22 protein-coding genes and 1 riboswitch are annotated in these 17,975 nt (G+C 34.6%); of the genes, 16 read left to right on the plus strand and 6 right to left on the minus strand.

What is annotated here, in order from left to right; all coding sequences use genetic code 11:
• The 11 genes from PHD84_06275 to PHD84_06325 form a co-directional block, all read left to right on the plus strand.
• A partial coding sequence (locus PHD84_06275) for a permease (protein ID MDD5637403.1) occupies positions 1–572 on the plus strand: 572 nt, incomplete at its 5' end.
• 29 nt (positions 573–601) lie between these two features.
• The gene (locus tag PHD84_06280; protein MDD5637404.1) at positions 602–844 is read left to right on the plus strand and encodes a thioredoxin family protein; all 243 of its coding nucleotides are present in this window, start codon (positions 602–604) and stop codon (positions 842–844) included.
• 33 nt (positions 845–877) lie between these two features.
• Positions 878–1,195 (plus strand): carboxymuconolactone decarboxylase family protein, encoded by a 318-nt coding sequence (locus tag PHD84_06285; protein MDD5637405.1) that lies wholly within the window; start codon positions 878–880, stop codon positions 1,193–1,195.
• Between the two features lie 92 nt (positions 1,196–1,287).
• Positions 1,288–1,542: a hypothetical protein gene (locus PHD84_06290; GenBank protein MDD5637406.1), complete on the plus strand. Its 255-nt coding sequence runs from the start codon at positions 1,288–1,290 to the stop codon at positions 1,540–1,542.
• A gap of 188 nt (positions 1,543–1,730) precedes the next feature.
• Positions 1,731–2,210 carry a hypothetical protein gene (locus tag PHD84_06295; GenBank protein MDD5637407.1) on the plus strand — a complete coding sequence of 160 codons (480 nt, stop codon included), beginning with the start codon at positions 1,731–1,733 and terminating at the stop codon, positions 2,208–2,210.
• 236 nt (positions 2,211–2,446) lie between these two features.
• A complete protein-coding gene (locus tag PHD84_06300) occupies positions 2,447–2,593 on the plus strand; it encodes a hypothetical protein (protein ID MDD5637408.1) in 147 nt (48 codons plus the stop codon).
• A gap of 163 nt (positions 2,594–2,756) precedes the next feature.
• Positions 2,757–3,455, plus strand: coding sequence for a DUF2202 domain-containing protein (locus PHD84_06305; GenBank protein ID MDD5637409.1), 699 nt, complete (start codon positions 2,757–2,759; stop codon positions 3,453–3,455).
• A gap of 234 nt (positions 3,456–3,689) precedes the next feature.
• Positions 3,690–4,520, plus strand: a complete 831-nt coding sequence (locus PHD84_06310) for a 4Fe-4S binding protein (protein MDD5637410.1) — start codon at positions 3,690–3,692, stop codon at positions 4,518–4,520.
• 31 nt (positions 4,521–4,551) lie between these two features.
• Positions 4,552–5,319: a hypothetical protein gene (locus tag PHD84_06315; protein MDD5637411.1), complete on the plus strand. Its 768-nt coding sequence runs from the start codon at positions 4,552–4,554 to the stop codon at positions 5,317–5,319.
• A 75-nt stretch (positions 5,320–5,394) separates the two neighbouring features.
• Complete coding sequence (locus PHD84_06320; GenBank protein ID MDD5637412.1) at positions 5,395–5,676, plus strand: hypothetical protein; 282 nt, start codon at positions 5,395–5,397, stop codon at positions 5,674–5,676.
• A 197-nt stretch (positions 5,677–5,873) separates the two neighbouring features.
• Positions 5,874–6,401, plus strand: a complete 528-nt coding sequence (locus PHD84_06325) for a hypothetical protein (protein MDD5637413.1) — start codon at positions 5,874–5,876, stop codon at positions 6,399–6,401.
• Positions 6,402–6,571: 170 nt separating this feature from the next.
• Here the strand turns inward: PHD84_06325 and PHD84_06330 are convergent, their stop codons facing one another.
• Positions 6,572–7,912, minus strand: coding sequence for a DUF4173 domain-containing protein (locus tag PHD84_06330; GenBank protein ID MDD5637414.1), 1,341 nt, complete (start codon positions 7,910–7,912; stop codon positions 6,572–6,574).
• Positions 7,913–8,809: 897 nt separating this feature from the next.
• On the opposite strand from PHD84_06330, the gene PHD84_06335 reads away from it, so the two are divergent.
• The 4 genes from PHD84_06335 to PHD84_06350 all read left to right on the plus strand — a co-directional run bounded on the left by PHD84_06335 (position 8,810) and on the right by PHD84_06350 (position 9,785).
• Positions 8,810–9,016 (plus strand): MerR family transcriptional regulator, encoded by a 207-nt coding sequence (locus PHD84_06335; GenBank protein ID MDD5637415.1) that lies wholly within the window; start codon positions 8,810–8,812, stop codon positions 9,014–9,016.
• Between the two features lie 77 nt (positions 9,017–9,093).
• Entirely contained in the window at positions 9,094–9,228 is a 135-nt protein-coding gene (locus PHD84_06340) for a hypothetical protein (GenBank protein ID MDD5637416.1), read from the plus strand.
• Positions 9,203–9,502: a type II toxin-antitoxin system RelE/ParE family toxin gene (locus PHD84_06345; protein MDD5637417.1), complete on the plus strand. Its 300-nt coding sequence runs from the start codon at positions 9,203–9,205 to the stop codon at positions 9,500–9,502. Before PHD84_06340 ends, PHD84_06345 begins: the two co-directional genes overlap by 26 nt.
• Positions 9,489–9,785 carry a helix-turn-helix transcriptional regulator gene (locus PHD84_06350; GenBank protein ID MDD5637418.1) on the plus strand — a complete coding sequence of 99 codons (297 nt, stop codon included), beginning with the start codon at positions 9,489–9,491 and terminating at the stop codon, positions 9,783–9,785. The genes PHD84_06345 and PHD84_06350 overlap by 14 nt, the downstream gene beginning before the upstream one ends.
• A 346-nt stretch (positions 9,786–10,131) precedes the next feature.
• Here the strand turns inward: PHD84_06350 and PHD84_06355 are convergent, their stop codons facing one another.
• Together PHD84_06355 and PHD84_06360 are read right to left on the minus strand one after the other, a co-directional pair.
• The gene (locus tag PHD84_06355) at positions 10,132–12,483 is read right to left on the minus strand and encodes an N-6 DNA methylase (protein MDD5637419.1); all 2,352 of its coding nucleotides are present in this window, start codon (positions 12,481–12,483) and stop codon (positions 10,132–10,134) included.
• Between the two features lie 123 nt (positions 12,484–12,606).
• Entirely contained in the window at positions 12,607–13,263 is a 657-nt protein-coding gene (locus PHD84_06360; protein MDD5637420.1) for an adenine methyltransferase, read from the minus strand.
• 610 nt (positions 13,264–13,873) lie between these two features.
• On the opposite strand from PHD84_06360, the gene PHD84_06365 reads away from it, so the two are divergent.
• Positions 13,874–14,551: a phenylalanine--tRNA ligase beta subunit-related protein gene (locus PHD84_06365; protein MDD5637421.1), complete on the plus strand. Its 678-nt coding sequence runs from the start codon at positions 13,874–13,876 to the stop codon at positions 14,549–14,551.
• Between the two features lie 38 nt (positions 14,552–14,589).
• Here the strand turns inward: PHD84_06365 and PHD84_06370 are convergent, their stop codons facing one another.
• From PHD84_06370 to PHD84_06380, 3 genes are read right to left on the minus strand one after another with little or no spacing between them, the layout of a single operon-like run.
• Positions 14,590–15,375 carry an ABC transporter ATP-binding protein gene (locus PHD84_06370; GenBank protein MDD5637422.1) on the minus strand — a complete coding sequence of 262 codons (786 nt, stop codon included), beginning with the start codon at positions 15,373–15,375 and terminating at the stop codon, positions 14,590–14,592.
• Complete coding sequence (locus PHD84_06375; protein ID MDD5637423.1) at positions 15,365–16,423, minus strand: iron ABC transporter permease; 1,059 nt, start codon at positions 16,421–16,423, stop codon at positions 15,365–15,367. Before PHD84_06375 ends, PHD84_06370 begins: the two co-directional genes overlap by 11 nt.
• On the minus strand, positions 16,395–17,330 hold the full coding sequence (locus PHD84_06380; GenBank protein MDD5637424.1) for a cobalamin-binding protein: 936 nt from the start codon (positions 17,328–17,330) through the stop codon (positions 16,395–16,397). The genes PHD84_06375 and PHD84_06380 overlap by 29 nt, the downstream gene beginning before the upstream one ends.
• A gap of 78 nt (positions 17,331–17,408) precedes the next feature.
• A riboswitch (cobalamin riboswitch) is annotated at positions 17,409–17,616 on the minus strand.
• Positions 17,617–17,975: the final 359 nt, after the last annotated feature.

Raw genomic sequence — 17,975 nt, forward strand, 5'->3', positions numbered from 1 at the left:
TCGGCTTTATGGTCTTTGCCAACTGGGCTAAACCGCAAACAGGGGATGAGAGCCTGTGGTCTATGATTTTCCAGTATAAATGGTATTTAGCAATCGGATTTGTCTTATTGTTTATTTATATTCTAGTTTACTGGTTTAAGAAAGAGGAGATGATTCCCTGGCTGGAATCTTCCTGGAATTTTACCCAACAAATTATGCCCTTACTCTTTTTAGGCATCTTCTTTTCCGGGCTTCTATTGGGTAGACCTGGAGAAGAAGGATTAATTCCTTCCCGTTTTATTGTTTCTCTAGTAGGAGGGAATTCTTTCGGGGATAATTTTTTTGCCTCTATAGTGGGAGCCTTTATGTATTTTGCCACATGTACTGAAGTGCCTGTACTGCAGGGATTGATCGGTTCCGGTATGGGACAGGGGCCAGCACTGGCTCTATTACTTGCTGGTCCGGCCTTAAGTTTACCCAATATGCTGGTCATCCGGAGCGTTATAGGAACAAGAAAAACAGTCACTTATCTATCTTTGGTTATTATTATAGCTACTATAAGCGGTATGGTCTATGGATCTCTGGTTCAATGAAACTGAATAAAAAATAAAGGAGAAAAATGATGAAGATTGAAATTTTGGGGATGGGATGTCCTAAATGCAAGAAATTATTTCAGAATGCCCAGCAGGCAGTTAAAGAATTGGAAATTGAAGCAGAAATTATCAAGACAGAAGATCTGAATAAGATTACCGAGTACGGGGTAATAATGACTCCCGCCCTGGTCATTGATAATGAGGTTTTAAGCCCTGGCAAGATTTTGTCTGTAGAAGAAATTAAAAAAGCAATAAATTCATTTACATCATAAATAAATAATAATTAAGGTAATGGAGGTTTTATAATGAGATTATTATCCCAATATTTTCCGGAATTTACTGATAAATTAGATGAAATTGATAATATGTATCAGGGAAAAAGAATGATTAATGAAAAAACTTATCAGTTTATTTGTTTAGCTTTGTCTATTAAAAATCGTTCTACTCCCTGTGTTAAAAAGCACTTTAAAGGCGCATTAGAGGCAGGAGCTACTTTAAAAGAAATTAGTTATATCCTGGCTTTAACTTTTAGAGAGAGTGCCGGAAGCGATGATTGCTGGGTACATGATGTGTTAAAGGACTATAAAGAAATCATAAAAAGTAATATAAAATGCTGCGATTAGAATACTTAAATAATTTATAAAAGAAACATGAGAGTTGGTTGCAAAAAAAGTGAAGGAAAAACTTTTTATTCTATAATTAAACTCTACCTAGTATGGTTATTAATAAGGAACAATCAGCTACAATTAATTCTATTGCTGCACATTATGATGATGATTCTTCTGCAATTATAGAATTCGATGATTGTACTTATAAATCAAGTGTAGCAAGCGTTACAGTTTCTAATGGGATTATTACAGTATCATCAGCTTGTGGTGTTCCTATCGCAAAAATTACTATAAATTACACTGAAGGTGATATAACAAAAAGTACTACTGTAAATGTTTATATACCTGGCGGTGGTGGATGAGGATCTTAATCAGTTTTGGCAGGCGACCAAAATAAATAACTGGTTACGAATAAGAAAGGCTTATTTATATATATATGTCTTTTTATTTAATATTCAGTATTCAAGCTAATTAGCCAGGATAATTCAATAATACTAACTTAATATTTTTATATTAGACGATAACTTTTTATTATATGTAAAGGATTTGTATGATTAATAAACATTCATTAGAAGTCGGTTTTTCTTTTGGAATCACCTCAGGTATTATTACCACATTAGGCCTTATAGTTGGATTGAGCTCTGGGACACAATCCAAGGTTACAGTTATCGGTGGGATACTAACCATAGCGATAGCAGATTCCTTTTCGGATGCTTTAGGAATTCATATCTCAGAAGAATCAGAGGGAAAGCATGCAGATAAAGAAATTTGGCAATCAACAATTTTCACTTTTTTAGCTAAATTTATTTTTGCTTCTTTATTTATTCTTCCTGTATTATATTTTGATCTTTCAACAGCAGTAATCGTTAGTGTGATATTAGGTCTTTCTTTGCTATCAATCCTTAGTTTTTTGTTATCTCAAAAACAAGACTCAAACGCCTGGAAAGTAGTTCTGGAGCATCTTGTGGTTGCCATAATAGTGATACTTTTAACACATTATGCAGGTATTTGGATAGCTTCAGTATTTTAGTGAAAATTTAAATAAATACTAATAATTTAAATCATTTCTATGATGAGATAATGCTATTCTGATTCTATTTTAAAAGAAAGTGAGGTGATTTTGATGACTTGCTGTGTTGGAAAAGAAGAAAAGGGAAAAGGAAAAGATAAGGAAAAAGGTAAGAAAAATAAATCAGCATATTTAAAATAGAATAAGTATCAAGTATATCTAAAAGTTAATAAAGAAAAAACATCAGAAAGGATTGGATGCAAAGTCATAGATTAAGGCAGGAAATTGTTATGACTACTGATGGAATTTCTAATGGCAGTAGATTGGAAACACCATTTGGAAAAGGTCTAACAGTAATAAGCAAATCTCTTGATGGCTTATCAGATAGCTCCAGTTGGAGATAAAGGTAAAAAATAAATATCACTAACAACATAAAATCTGAAGATATTTCCAATCATTACACATACTGAAATATTACTTTCTATTTCTTAAATTTTGAAAGAAAACCATCTTTATTTTCGTATATAAGGTAGAAGGAAAAATTAATCTCACTCGGAGGAAAAAGAAATGAAGATGAGAAGCACGATAAAAGGCATCATTACTCTGGTGGTGATTTTAGTCATAACCGGTTTAGTGATGGTCCGCATCTTTGCCCAGGGAACGAATGCCACTTTTGAAAGGGGGATCTTCACTACGATCAGGGGCATGGAAACAGGTCCCTTGTCCAGTGAAGAGATCGAGGGAATACTGCTGATGCGGGAAGAGGAAAAGTTAGCCAGGGAAGTCTATACTGCCCTGTATGAAAAATGGAACTTGAGAACCTTTGAGTCTATAGGTCAGGGAAGTGAAACAACCCATATGGATGCCATGAAAATGCTTTTAGACCGCTATAACCTGGAAGATCCAGTGGGAGAGGATATCCCCGGTGTCTTCCAAAATGGAGAACTACAAAAAGCTTATGATGAACTGGTGGCTAAGGGAAGCAGGTCCATCCAGGATGCCATCCTGGTAGGTGCCTATATTGAAGACCTGGATATCTATGACCTGGAACGGTTGATTAAAGAGACAGACAATGATGATATCAAAATTGTCTATCAGAATCTACTGAAGGGTTCACGAAACCACCTCAGGGCTTTTGACCGACAGCTACAGCGCTACAACCTGACTTATGAAGCCCAATTTTTAACCCAGGAGGAATATGATCGCATTGCAGCCAGCAGGCAGGAATCCGGCGGAGCCATCACCGACCCGAATTTTAAATTCTAAAGTATTTCTATTCAAAATGATTTGATAGAAGCAGTAAATATAGAAAGACAGCTACCCCATTGGAATTAGAAAAGGTAGCTGTCTTTAGATTTTTATCTAAACAAATATCAGATGATTCTTTAAAAAAATTTAAAATAGAGTGATTTTTAAAATACTATTTACAATAGTATAATGAAATATTTTTTATAATCAAAAAAACAGTATAGTTTAAGTGATAGAAAGGAGTATGCTGTCATGTCCAAGAAGAAAAGTAAGAACTATTTATTGAGGATTATAGTCCAGGTATTTTTCTTAATGCTCATAGTTATGATAAGTTACAATCATTACCGAGTTGAACAGGGCTTAGCACCTGTTCTAATCGGATCACCTTCTTTGCATGCCATCTGTCCCTTCGGGGGTGTTGTGACCGCCTATACCTATTTTACCCAAGGGATTTTTGTCAGAAAGATTCATCAGTCTTCCTTCACCCTAATGTGGCTGGTTCTTTTACTGACCCTGATTTTCGGACCCGTATTCTGCGGGTGGGCATGTCCTTTTGGTACGGTACAGGAGTTTGTAGGGAAAATTGGCAAAAGAATATTCCCGAAAAAATATAACCGATTTATCATTCCCAAGACAGATCAGTTGCTGCGTTATATGCGTTACATTGTCCTTATCCTGGTCATCTATATTACCACAAGGGAACTGACCCTGGTTTTTCTGAATATTGATCCATATTTTGCCCTGTTTAATTTCTGGTCAGATGATGTCACGCTATCTGCCCTCATTATGCTGGGCATCATGTTAATCCTGTCCTTGTTTGTGGAACGCCCCTGGTGTAAGTATCTTTGTCCCTTAGGGGCATTACTGGGGATATTTAATCTCTTTCGCATAATTCCATTAAGACGCAATAAAGGAACCTGTATCAACTGCAAACAATGTGATAATATTTGTCCTATTAATATTGAGATATCGGATAAAAGAATTATTCGTAATCATCAGTGCATCTCCTGCCTGCTTTGCACCGATGAGGTTACATGTCCAGTGAAGGATACTCTTTATTTTGGGTTTTTACGTAAAAACTAACTGAATAAAATTTTTTATAGAGAGGTGCGAAATGAAAATCAGTCATATTCATATATTGATAGCCATTCTCGTTATTATCGGTGGTGGTATCGGAATAGCCAGCCAGATGAGTCTCTTCGAAACCTCCCGTTCGGCTGAACCAGCAAGGTTAACCGAGGATATGTATGATATTGCCGATATCAGAGGGTCTTCTACGCTGAAAGAAGTTGAGACCTATTATCAGGTTCCGTCAGAGGCGATTATTGAAGCATTCAATTTAAAACCAGATATTAATCCATCCACATTTCAGCTGAAGGACTTGAAAGAAATCTATCAAACAATGGAGATCGAAGGGGCTGAGTATGCTGTAGAAACAGATACGGTCAAGGTTTTTGTCTCTCTTTTTTCTGATATTCCCTATACTTCAGAAGAGACCTTTTATTTACCTCAAACTGCGGTCAATTATCTGATCAGGGAGAATAAATTAGCCCAGGAGGAAGAAGATTACTGGATAAAGCACACCTTTGACCTGGTTCCTATTGAACCCGGTAAGGAGATTGCTGAAGTTAAAGAGGATACCAACAATGAGCCTGTTAACCAGGAAGAAGAAAAGAATGATATTTCTATTACCGGAAGAATGACAATTGCTGAGATTATAACCATGGAGATTGATTCGGAAACATTTAAAGAGATCACCGGCTTAGATGTTCCTGAAGATAAAACAGTTTCTATCAGGGATTTTATTACCTCACGAGATCTAGAATTCTCTGTAATAAAAGAAAAAATGGAATTTTTCTTGTCTTCAAATAATAAAAATTAAAAAATTATGAAAGAAAATCTCCTCCTCTTGCGTATAGAAAGTAGAAATTAAATAAGATTTACGGAGGATAAAATTATGAAGAATACCCATGCCATCAGATCAACGATTATTTTTACAGCGATGATCCTGCTTGCCGTATTCTTGCTACTCAATGCTCTTGCACATGGTACTACTCAGGGTCATCAGGGGAAAGGTAGGAACGGATTCCAGCAGAAGGTCTCAGGATCACAAGAACTTTTGCTACAGGAAAAACATCAGCAGAAACAACTTACTAAATTTGAAGATGGCAGTAACGATGTTCAGGAACTAAAACAGAATCAACTATCACAGCAGGGAAAAAGGAAAAACATCAAGTGATAGGTTATAGAGCAGCCAGATTGCCGACCTTTTTGTATTTAATAAAAAATATATTTCTTTTTAGTGAATTGGAATGATTTGACCAAATAATTTTTTAAAAATATTATTACAATGAAAGAAAATTATTCTTGTTTGCGTATAGATAGATAGAGGAAAGTAAAGATTTTAAGTCAATATTAAAGGAGGAGAAAATATCCATGAAGATTAAAAATTTATTACGTAGTACAGTAACTATACTGGTCATTGCACTGATCATCGGCAGTCTAACGGTGATAGCCTTAGCCAAGAACGGTCCAGGTAATGGCGGCATGTCCGGAGGAGGTGCGAAACAGGGAAATCAGGTTCAGATACATGAACCGAAGAAGAATCAGAACAGAGTGCAAGAACCGGGTAATGCCCCCACTAAGCTTCAGGAACAGAAGAAGACCCAATTACAAGAATGCGAAAAAGAATGCAATCAAAATTGTGAAGAAAATTGTAATTGTGAATGCATAGGTGATGGTAATGGTGTTCAACTGCAGATCAATGCTGCTGAATTACAGGAGTTGACCATTGCCCAGATAGCGGTACGCTGGGATCTTGATGCGGATAATTTGTTAACCAAACTTATCCAGACCTTCAAGCTAGAGGAAGAATATACAACTAAAAATACTCTAAATGACCTGAGGACAGAATATCGCTTTTCACTTTCTGAGATAAAAGATATCCTAAAGGCCCTAATCTAGAGAAATAGAATTGTAAAATCTATATCTATAAAAATAATTTCTGATTATAGCCCTTCAGTAGATTACTGAAGGGCTATAATGGTATGAGTATATTGAAAATAATTGTTTGTTTGTCGCGTTTCTACTGTAAAAACTACCTAAGTTACACTGAAGGAGATTAGTAAAAAATACTACTGTAAATTTTTATATGCTTCAAGCTCATGGATTTTTGATTTAAGAATTTCATTTGCTCTTATACGTGACAGATTGAAAGATTGCCATTGTGAATAATAAAAAGAGTCTCTATTTTGAGTATGTTGATATAATATGAAGGACAGGCTTTTTCTCATGTCCTCATCCAGAATATCCAATACATTAATAGTAATAGGTATGGCATCATCTGACAGGGAACCTAAATAATCAATATCTATCTTACCAATCCTTTCAAACCTCTCTATATTCCTTCGAACAATAAATGCATCAGGATTTAGTAAATTCATAATAGCTATAAACAATACTACCGAGATCAAAACACGAAGTGTAAAAGCACTTTCCCTATCGTCCTGAAAAAATTTATAAAAAAGTAAACAGAAAATAACTGCTAACAAAATAATAAATGCATGGCTATAGAACCTCAAAGTAGTAAATCCATAAGCTTCTTCATAAAGAGATAAGCGGATAAAAGCGGAGACCATTATTAATATTACCTGAGTAACAAGTGCAGTACTTAAAATCTTAAAACTTAATGTATGTTCAGCCTCTTTTTTAATCACATATTTTTCTGCAATTAAAAGTAAGAATAAAGAGATAGCAGCAACTGCTATTAATTCAAAAAATCCTCGACGTGCATATTCGGCATAGGTAAATCCTTGAGCTGATATATTACTTTCACCGCCAAAAAGATAAGTCATTTGAACAATTATAAAAATGGAAAATAAAATATTTATTGAGCCCAGGATAATAGAGCTTCCTATCTGCCCAACAGCGTGTTTATTGCTGCTCTGTGGCATGATAGTTTCACCTTCCTCCCGGAATGAATAAGTATAAGCACCGATAAAAACAATTGTAACTATTAAGATTAAAAGAAATCTTAAAAATAGTTCCATTTCGTTTTCAATACTTAATATCTCTGAAATATATTTTTGAAAAATCAGATCTGCAGAAGAAAATAATAAGAGAAATACAAAAAGAGCAGGGATTGTCATTATAATTCCACTTAGAATTTGAGATAATATTTTTCTATCTTCTTTTACCCCGCGTAGTAAAAATATATTTGATAATGTTTGGAATGCGAGCTGAAAAAATTTAAAAGGCAGAAAAAAGATTTTTAAAAAATCTTGAAGGGAAGGCTTTTTCAATTTGCTATAAAAAGATATTTCAGCAATAACAAGTAATAATATTAGCGAAGTAACGATATCAAGAAAGATTAGTAAGTCGTTGGAGCGAACAAAAATCATTGTACTAAAAAATACAAGCAATATGATAGGTGTAAAAACTTCTTTATTTATTTGTTTTTGAGTGATTCTTGCCATAATAAAAAGGCCTGCTATAATCAAAAGAATGTATAGAAGAAATGAAATGCCAGGAATTTTATCGTAGAAAAGGTAATCAAAAAGTATACCCAAACCTAGAGATATTATTGTTATGATATAAACCTTAGGCATATCATTTGATTGGTTTTTATGCATTTTTATCAAGTTTCTCCTTATATTTATGTTGTTTAAAAGGCTTAGGTTGTTTAATTGAAGTAAAATATATAGATTGTTTTATCATTATTATGTACTTAAGATTATTGTATACAACATTATATACCACAATATTTATCTTTGAAAATAAATCTGACATTATCTTCTTACAATTATACTCTTTAATAAGCAACAAGTATTAATTATTAACGAAGATATAGCTATGAGTAATCGAGTAGTTGCCTCTATAGAAAATTCTTCTCCAGAACTTTATTTCCTTATTGATGCTTAGAAAGCAAAGAAATTTTTACTTTTTAGATATTAATAGCAAAACAAACAAAGGTTATCAAACCAGGGTCATGTTTCCCTTGATTTTATTACCGAGAAGGGGATAGACCAAAATATTTTCTTGGAATATAAAAATTATCTCAAGAAGAATAATTTCAAAGACGATGCTTTTTTGTAGAAACAACTATAACTGCAAAGGTGATCTCCTGAGAGTTGCTCAGCATACCTGTCATAGAATCTTGGAAAGGTTGCAATTTTACAATGACCACATTAAAATGGAAGAAGACTTGTCAAACAATTACAAAACATTCGAAGGAGTGAAATTTTGAGGTTTTTACACTAATTTTTCTTTCTATTTCAGATAATCATAATTACAAGAAGCAGAAAAGAGGACCTTATTTTTTAAAAAAAGTTGGTTTGTATGAACACAAAAAAATCAAAAAATGATATCATCTTATCCATAGAGGTGCCAAAGTTTCCGGGTTTAGGCAAAGCACGCTAAAATATTATACCGAGCTTGGAATATTGCCTTTTACCCAGGATGGAGAAAGACTGATCCGGAAATATAATAAAAATGAAGCCTTAAAACGCTTTGAAGAGATCAGGAAATTAAAAGAAAGAAGAATGGCAATTAAGGAAATTGCTGAGTATTTTGAAAATTAATATTGATTGTTTTTAGATAAAAATAATTCTTGACAAATGTTAGCAATTATGCTAACAATTATATTGAAGGATGTTTAATGACATTACCTAAAAAAGAAGATTATATCTTTTACCAAGGAGATAAATTTCAAGTAGAATTTTACCTTACCGAGACAGGCAAGATGCCTGCTAAGGAATATTTCGAAAATGAAAAAAAAGGATGTACAGGTTAAATTGGCGGCCTTGGTAAAGTATATTGCTGATCACGGTAGACTTTTTGATAAAACAAAAGTCAGGAAAGTAGATTCAGATGAAAAAATATTTGAGTTTAAACCGAAAGAACATCGTTTTTTTAGCTTTTTTTATAAAGAAAAGAAAATAATTATTACTAATGCTTATATGAAAAAATCTCAAAAAGTTAGCAAAAATGATTTAGAAAAAGCTAAAAATATAAAAAGGGACTATATTGCGAGGGTTATAGGAGGTAATTACTATGAAAAAAACTAAGACTTATATGGACAAATTAATGCAAGATAAAGATTTTCGAGAAAAATTTGATGAAGAATATAAAAATTTATGTCTTGCAGAACAAATCGCCAAAGTTCGACATAATGCTAATTTAACTCAGGAAGAGTTAGCTCAGCGCATTGAAAGTACTAAGTCAGCAATTTCTCGTTATGAGAATTCTAATTATAATAGCTATAGCGTAAAACTATTAAATAAGATTGCTAAAGCTTGTAATACAGATTTACAAATAAGTTTTGTGCCAAGAGGAGCTAAAGGCATTTAACTTGTCTTAACTTGTCACAGTATTATATTTTGTGCCCTGCCTATTCTTTCCCTGGAATATTATCTTTATATAAAATCTATATCATGGTAATATTTAATTAAACCGGTTTTACCGGTGATAGTTATTTATATATTATAGACTAGATGTATAAAGAGTATTAAAAACCTCCAATATATTTTGGAGGTTTTTCCGTTTTTATTGTTAAAAGTAAGCTATATTTATCTTAAAATATATTCTACCTTTCCTTTTCTTATTTCTTAAAAACTTACTTGTTTAATTTCTCAAAATAAGTACCCAACGGTTTTTTGCTATCCATATATACGCCTTTCTTAATAATGTTTATCTATCAAAACCCAATCAGATCTTTCTCAATTTCCGGGTAAAGATTATCAATTTGTTTTTGGATTTCGATGGTTTTTTGTAGTGCAGTGACAATGCGGCAATAATGTGGTGCGTCTTCTAATATTCTTCCTTTGCGGTCTTTTAAGTATTTCGGTAATACCTGGTATCCACCGATATAATAATTCCAAACTTCAGGTACAATGCCTTCAAAAAATTTGTCATTATTGATATAAATACGCTGTTCGTTTTCCTGATAGTCAATTTTATCGATACGGTCATTGTCCCCTTCTCCCTGGTAGCGGGCAACTGGTATATCAAACAAGGGACTTTTCAGGAGATGCAGATCAGCTAATTGTTTACCTAGTTTGCCCATTTCTCGAAACAAGCTTTCATCTAAGGTAAAGGGAACCCTAGGGAAGTCAATCTTTAAGAATTTGGCATAGGTTTCCCGGTAGATATTGCTGTAAAAAATTCCATAGATATAATAGAGAATTTCTTCTGGAGTTGGGATTTGTTTGTAGCTTTCTTCTAATTTTTTAAATATGACAGGAGAGATGTTGGGTTCTTTTTCTGTCTTATGATGGTTGAAAAGATTTTTCTTTCGAGAATCTGGATATAAGTATAGCGGAGCTTGTTGAATAATACCTTTGCTGCTGAAAAATGTACGATTATCAACCATATTTTTTGATATAATAAACTGCGAATATTGATCATTGCCAGAATATTGTCTTGCATAGCATATTGAAATATTTTCTTCTAACATATTTCTCATAACTTCAAACCGACACCTAAAGACAATATTATCTTGGTAATAAATATGCCTTGTGTCAAAGAGCCGATATAAAATTTTATTAAAATAATTTTCCCAATCATTTACCTCTCTAAATTTTCTTCTTTGTTCTGAAATTTTCCATTGATAATTTTCACCAATATTAAGGCTATCTTTGATAAGATCATCCGGTAAATTTGGATTTCTAAACATTTGAATTTTGTTTCTAAGAGAATTCTTATCAAAATCAATTGCTAAGCTATCCCTTGCTGTTACTATTCCTGTTACATTTACCGGAAATATTTCATTAACCTTTTTCCATTTTAAATATTTTTGTATTTTCGAAACATTTCTAGGAATAAAGAAATACCAGGGCGAAACTGGTTTTAACTCTGCATAATTTTCTACCTTAAATTCATTTTCATCTAACCAGTCATATTTTTCCTCTCTTAAACCATATAAATCTGCATGATAGATTGCTGGTTCTTTTTTATCTTTATTCTTTATAAACAAGGCAATGGATACACCCTGCCTGATATCAAAGACATTCTCATCCTTGCCGCCTTCCGGAGTAGTCTCTTTTTTCAGACTATTGCCATGTAGATCAAGAATATAAATTTCATCAAATGTTTTCATTAAACTCTGGCGCATGCCCCGAAAGGTAGGATTATCCAGGTAGCTGTGATTGGTGATCATCCCCAAAACTCCGGAACCTGATGTTTGAATTTTCCACTGGGCAAAACGTAAGAATTTAACATAATCATCCTGTAGCCAAACCTTTTTCTCTCCCAGGGGTTTATCATCCACCTTGTAATAACTCTGGCAACCTTCAATATCTTCTTTGAGCAGTTTTTCGGTCCAGTCATTGACATTGGAAGAGATGCCGCTATAGGGCGGGTTGCCCAGGATAACTAGGATCGGCTGTTCTTTTTTTATCTTGCCGGCTAAATGGCTTTCCTCACTTATGGAAGTAAATATCAGAATAGGCATTTGTTCAATTTCTTCCATCTCCAGAGTATTGGTTAAATAGAGTTTGAATCGTTCATCCTCTGCGAGTTGATAGCCCAGCTCATCCAGGATAAAGCCCATCTTGAGATGACCGATGGCATAGGGAGCCATCATCAATTCAAAGGCATAAAAATTATTCAGGATATGGTTTTTAATCCACTGGTGCAGCGCACCTTTACCATATTTAGACCTGTATTCTTCTGCAGCCAGATTGATAGCCTTGGCTGGAAAGGTCAGTGTGCCACCGGCCGGATCAAGTAATTTGACTTCCGGATTTGCCAGACCATCGGATAAATTAAAATTAGTTTTTAAGATAGAGTGAATTGCTTTCACAATATAATTTACTACCGTTTCCGGGGTATAGTAGACTCCGCGTTTTTCCCTGATACCCGGGTCATAAGTGGATAGAAAGGTTTCATAGAAATGAATAATGGGATCGTTTCCCCTGCCGGATTGATAATATTCATCCAGTATCTTCTTTACTTCGGTTGCCCATAAAAGTTCGCCAATATCATCTACAATGACTTGCAGAGATTTGGGCGGATCTTCCAGGGAAATAAAACGAAAAACATCACGCAAGATACCGATAGTGCGGGGAATATAATCATAGGCAATTTTACGGTTAAATTCTCCGTTTGCCCGGGTACGTGCCGCAAAGAGTCCATAAGTGATGGTTTGGGCATAAAGGTCAGCAAATTGTTTTTATGTTAAGGTAGTAATGAGGTACTTTTGGAAAGCCTCATAAAAGCCTTTAATCTGTTTATGTCCTTTATCATTTCCATTATTTTCAGCCAGCTCAACGACAATAATTTCATCCCGTAAGAAGCGGGTACGTTTGGCTAGTTCAATAGCCAGGGAGCGGGCAGTTTTGATACTGGGTAGAGAGAAAGAAAAGAAAATTTCAAATAGTTCTTTAAATTCAGCAGTATTTTCTACCGGAGGAGGAGCCTGTAATTTCCTGGCCAATATTGGTCGGCCTATCATCACTTCTTTGATTCTTTCTCCGTTCCGATAGAGGCGGAATTCATAGAAATTGGTTAGAATAACATTGGGGAAAGTAGACAAATAACGTTTTAACTGCTCAGTGGTTTCTATAATATCCAGATTAGTATTGGAAGGATCTTTAGCTTCAATATAACCGGTGATATGGTTTTTGCCATCCCAGATACGAAAATCTGGATTACCTGCTTCGGTCCTTTTGGGAAGTGTAGTCACATCGATATTTTTGACTTTTAAAAGGTCAGCTAACTCTCTGATTAATATACTGAGATATTGGTAATAACTTTCTTCGCGGGCATCTCCATGCTGGTAGGTATTGCTGAGTTCTTTTAAATAATTTTTTAAGAGACTTTTAACCAAAATTAGTTCCTTTTATTATATTTTTAATATTGTAAAACATTACAATATATTGATTATTATGTTATTGTATTGTTTATCTATGCCAGGCAAAAAAGAGAGTATTTTTACTGCAGCAATTATTACTCTAACTTTTTTAAGTTTAATAAAATAAAATGATAAATGCAATATAACAGTCTTATTTTTAATAAGAATAAATTAAAATTGACTTATAATATCTTAATCATACAATGTAGAAAACACACCTGCCAAGCCTTTCAACGATGTGTACCCTGTTGGATTTTTCTTTTTAATAAGAGATGCAAAGGAAACATTGTAACCCACCAACAACATTGCTGGAATAAATTGAACTTCTTAAGAGAAAGTTTGCTGATAAACTTCATTAGCCAGGAAGAATCAATAATATAGAAAAATATAGAAAAAAAGTCTGCTTATAATCAATTTAATATTGATATAATATAGATAAATAATTTAATCGGGTAATCCATGGTAGACCGTATAACAAAAGATAAATGACACTGGAAGGTGAGTTTCCTCAAATTTATAGAATTGAACAAGCAAGATAGCACTTATAAAATAGAGAAAAAAGAAAGGGTTGGGAAGAGAAATATCCATGTTACAAATATCTGAGCAGTTAAAAACAGCTTATCCGGGAGGATGGATTGGAGAGATTGTTTTCAAAAATGTGAGAGTGAGAGAAGCAGGGGAGATAAGCCTGAGAAAAATAAAAGGAGATTTGGAAGGTAGTTTACGACAGAAGTACAGGGATTTTAGTCGTTCAGACCTCATTCTGCTAGAGCCCATCAAAAGCTATGTAACGTACTACAAGCAGTTTAAAAAAACTTATCATGTCCTGCTGCAATTAGAATCCGTTATTTGGAAACAGAAATCCATTCCCAATACGATCCCTCTAGTAATTATTATGTTTATGGCAGAATTAAAAAATCTATTGCTTACCGCTGGTCATGACCTTGATTCAATTGTCCTGCCAATTGGTGCGGATCTGTCCAAAGGAAATGAACGATATCGCTTGTTAAAAGGCATGGAAAAGGAATTACCACAAGGAGATATGATGATGACAGATAGAGATGGAATTATTTCCAGCATTATCTATGGTCCGGATAACCGAACACAGATAACTGAGGACACCAACAGGGTACTATATACGGTATATGCGCCACCCGGGATAGAAGAGCCGTTAATACGTGAACATTTCAATGATTTCATTCACTATATACACTTGGTGGTACCTCAGGCAGAAATGGAAGAAATGGCAATTCATCAATTGTAAAACTTATTTATTATTACTGTATGGTATAGAATATCAAACTACATGATAACCTGGGGAATAGAGAGTTTCGGGTGTTGTATAATATTAGTCCTGGTTCGGTATACTTTTTTCAGAGTATGATTATTAATTACTTCCTGAGGAGTTCCTATCTTTTCAATTTTCCCCTGATTCAATAAGATAAGCTGATCTGAACAATAGCTAGCCAGATTAAGGTCATGGAAAACAGATATTATACACATAATCTCTCTCTTTAAGGCTTCCTGGAGAATATTAATAATTTCATATTTATAACTCAAATCCAGGTGAGAAGCAAATTCGTCCAGCATAAGTATTCTGGGTGATTGTGCCAGTGCTCTGGCAATGTATACCCTCTGCATCTCTCCACCACTAATCTGGTGAATTCCTTTTTCGGCATGACGTAGAGAATCTGTTTTTTCCATAGCATTTCTGGAGATCTGGTAATCAAGAATTGTCTCTCCCTTCCATTGATTGATATAAGGTATTCTCCCCATAAAGACAACTTCTTTTACTTTATAATTATAGGCAATATTGGACTCCTGTGGTACCATCGAGATTATTTTAGCTATTTTTTTTCTGGGTATTGTTCTGATATCCTGATTGAAAATCTGGATTTTACCTTTTTGGGGTGTAAGAATTCCAGAGATTAATTTTAACATGGTTGTTTTACCAGAACCATTGGGTCCGATAATCCCAATGAATTTTCCTGGGGATAGAGATAAATTAATCTCCTGAAGCACAAGCTGCTGATTATAAGAAAAACTAACATTTTCCAGAGAAATAATTGATGTATGGTTAATATTCATCAGTTTCATTCCTCCTTTTAAGCAGATGAATAAAAATTGGCGCACCAACCAGAGCGGTAATTGCTCCAATAGGTATCTCAGTCGGAGCGATAATACTGCGTGCTATAGTGTCGCAAATTATTAAAAAGATAGAACCGGCTAAAGCTGATACCGGAAGCATAATACGGTGGTCAGGTCCTACCAGCAAACGAGCAATATGGGGAATCACCAATCCCACAAAACCAATCAGTCCGGTAAAAGAGACTGCAATAGCAATCATGACAGAGCCAATAAAAAATATCCTTAGTCTTAATTTCTCAGTCTGCACCCCCAGGTGTAAAGCTTCCTCTTCTCCCAGTGCCATGGCATTTAGCTCCAGGGAAGAGGAGATTAAGAGCAGGGTGCCCAAAAATACCGGTAAAAAAATAAAGGATACCTTTTGCCAGCTGGCAGTTGACAAATCACCCATTAGCCAGAATACCATTGAGTGTATTTCTCGCCTTGATATAGCTAAAAGCAGGGTGATTATTGCTGAAAAGAAAAAATTAACTGCTACCCCAGCTAGCAATAAATCAGCCATAGGCAAATGAGATTTTTTTCGAGATAAAAGATATACTAAAGAAATAGAAATCAAGGCACCAATTAGGGCAAAAACCGGTAAAATATGCACCAGATATAATCCAGTAATATATTGCAGAGCAATAGCAGAGCAAGCCCCTAAGGCTGCTCCTGCCGAGACTCCCAGGATGTAGGGATCGGCAAGCGGATTTCTTAAAATCCCCTGAAATCCACCTCCCACACTGGCTAAAGCCATTCCCGTTAGCATAGCCATAATTAACCTTGGTATTCTCAATTCCCAGATGATAAGGCCCAAACTATCATCTGTTCTATGTTGCCAGATGATGGATAATATCTTTTGTGGTTGAATAGCAATGGTGCCAAAATTAAGAGCGGTAAAACCGATTATCAGTATAGCCAAAAATCCAATAGTTATAATAAAAATGGCTTTGTATCGCCAGTTGGAATACCCATATAGAATATTATTTTCTGGTTTTATTGAAGATTTCATATAATAATTCCAATCCGTCTACCAGGCGAGGACCAGCCCGATAAAAAAGGTCTTCATTTACGGTAAAGATTTGATTATTTTTAACAGCTGGTAGCCGAGACCAGCCAGGACGGTTAATAATATCATTTTTCATTTTGCTAATCTCATCAGGATTCATGATGCCACTGGGAATAATAATAATGTCCGGTTCAGCCTGGGCAACCAGCTCAGGACTGATGGGTACCCATCCCTGTTGATTTCCCACAATGTTCAGTCCCCCAGCCAAGGTAATTAATTCATGAAACAGCGTACCATTGCCCGGGCTCCAGATGGTCTCATAGCTGGAGCCAGTAAAAACTTTTGGCTTTTGAATTTCCGGAATAATAGCACTCAGGTTGGTGATGACACTTATGCGTTCCTGTAAATCTGTGATAAGTTCTCTTCCCTTTTCTGGTATACCACAGGCAGAAGCAATTAATTCTATACTGTGCAGCATTTCTGCTAATGACTCTGCCTCTATTAATAAGACTTTAAAATCCAGCTCCCTTAGTCTGGGTATATCCTTTGTCTGGAATCCTCCGTAAGAGAGAAATAAGTCTGGTTCTAATGAGATAATTTTTTCTAGATTTAGGGGTGACATTACTCCAATAGATTCAATTTCTTCTGCACCAGGAGGGTAATTACAAAATTCACTTCTACCTACCAATTTACTTTCCAATCCTAGAGCAAAGATAATTTCTGTATTACTGGGAGCCGCTGAGATAATCCTTTCCGGTCTTTTAATCAGAGTGACTTCTGTGCCAAGGTCATCAATAAGAGTGATAGGAAACAGATCATCCTGTGAATTTCCCCATGCTGATAATGATAAAGGTATGAGTATAAAAAATATTAATAATAAAACTAAATAAATTGTCTTTTTTTTGGGCATCGTTTTCCTCTCTTTACTATTTTTTGAAAGTAGTCCTTATTATAAAAACAAAGAACACACTCTTTGACCACGAAAGAGTGTAGCGAACTCCTAACAGGCAGGTCTCCTGGCTTGAGGCTATCTAATTGCTGCGCCTTCCCGGAATTTTAATTCCAGTGGCATCAAGCAGCTTTCGGTACCTTTTACAGTAACGGGTTTGCGGTGGATTTTCACCACACTTCCCTTAACCTGCTAGAATGTAATATATGTATTTAATATAATGCTTACCTGAAACTAGACTTATTTATTTCAATTTACAAGTAGATGGAATTGCTTTACGGATGACACTTTCTGTTTAGATAATTTTTATGTTATTATAAGACATATTGAATAAAAATTCAATTTTAAATTAAAGATGTATTTCAGGGGTTCTCAAGGGGAAGAATTCCCCTTGAATATAATGAGGACAATTACCACCTGATAATATGAACCTCAGGATAAAATAAATTAAAATATAGATTAATTATCTACCTTAAGTAAAAGATGTATTTCAGGGGTTCTCAAGGGGAAGAATTCCCCTTGAATATAATGAGGACAATTACCACCTGATAATATGAACCTCAGGATAAAATAAATTAAAATATAGATTAATTATCTACCTTAAGT

The sequence above is a fragment of the Atribacterota bacterium genome (assembly GCA_028717805.1).
Lineage (GTDB): Bacteria > Atribacterota > Phoenicimicrobiia > Phoenicimicrobiales > Stramentimicrobiaceae > Stramentimicrobium.

What these genes read in the sequence shown, in the direction of transcription:
- PHD84_06280 (MDD5637404.1), top strand. Translation starts at nt 602, where the DNA reads ATGAAGATTGAAATTTTGGGGATGGGATGTCCTAAATGCAAGAAATTA.
- PHD84_06285 (MDD5637405.1), top strand. Translation starts at nt 878, where the DNA reads ATGAGATTATTATCCCAATATTTTCCGGAATTTACTGATAAATTAGAT.
- PHD84_06290 (MDD5637406.1), top strand. Translation starts at nt 1,288, where the DNA reads ATGGTTATTAATAAGGAACAATCAGCTACAATTAATTCTATTGCTGCA.
- PHD84_06295 (MDD5637407.1), top strand. Translation starts at nt 1,731, where the DNA reads ATGATTAATAAACATTCATTAGAAGTCGGTTTTTCTTTTGGAATCACC.
- PHD84_06300 (MDD5637408.1), top strand. Translation starts at nt 2,447, where the DNA reads ATGCAAAGTCATAGATTAAGGCAGGAAATTGTTATGACTACTGATGGA.
- PHD84_06305 (MDD5637409.1), top strand. Translation starts at nt 2,757, where the DNA reads ATGAAGATGAGAAGCACGATAAAAGGCATCATTACTCTGGTGGTGATT.
- PHD84_06310 (MDD5637410.1), top strand. Translation starts at nt 3,690, where the DNA reads ATGTCCAAGAAGAAAAGTAAGAACTATTTATTGAGGATTATAGTCCAG.
- PHD84_06315 (MDD5637411.1), top strand. Translation starts at nt 4,552, where the DNA reads ATGAAAATCAGTCATATTCATATATTGATAGCCATTCTCGTTATTATC.
- PHD84_06320 (MDD5637412.1), top strand. Translation starts at nt 5,395, where the DNA reads ATGAAGAATACCCATGCCATCAGATCAACGATTATTTTTACAGCGATG.
- PHD84_06325 (MDD5637413.1), top strand. Translation starts at nt 5,874, where the DNA reads ATGAAGATTAAAAATTTATTACGTAGTACAGTAACTATACTGGTCATT.
- PHD84_06330 (MDD5637414.1), bottom strand. Translation starts at nt 7,912, where the DNA reads ATGGCAAGAATCACTCAAAAACAAATAAATAAAGAAGTTTTTACACCT.
- PHD84_06340 (MDD5637416.1), top strand. Translation starts at nt 9,094, where the DNA reads ATGACATTACCTAAAAAAGAAGATTATATCTTTTACCAAGGAGATAAA.
- PHD84_06345 (MDD5637417.1), top strand. Translation starts at nt 9,203, where the DNA reads ATGAAAAAAAAGGATGTACAGGTTAAATTGGCGGCCTTGGTAAAGTAT.
- PHD84_06350 (MDD5637418.1), top strand. Translation starts at nt 9,489, where the DNA reads ATGAAAAAAACTAAGACTTATATGGACAAATTAATGCAAGATAAAGAT.
- PHD84_06365 (MDD5637421.1), top strand. Translation starts at nt 13,874, where the DNA reads ATGTTACAAATATCTGAGCAGTTAAAAACAGCTTATCCGGGAGGATGG.
- PHD84_06370 (MDD5637422.1), bottom strand. Translation starts at nt 15,375, where the DNA reads ATGAATATTAACCATACATCAATTATTTCTCTGGAAAATGTTAGTTTT.
- PHD84_06375 (MDD5637423.1), bottom strand. Translation starts at nt 16,423, where the DNA reads ATGAAATCTTCAATAAAACCAGAAAATAATATTCTATATGGGTATTCC.
- PHD84_06380 (MDD5637424.1), bottom strand. Translation starts at nt 17,330, where the DNA reads ATGCCCAAAAAAAAGACAATTTATTTAGTTTTATTATTAATATTTTTT.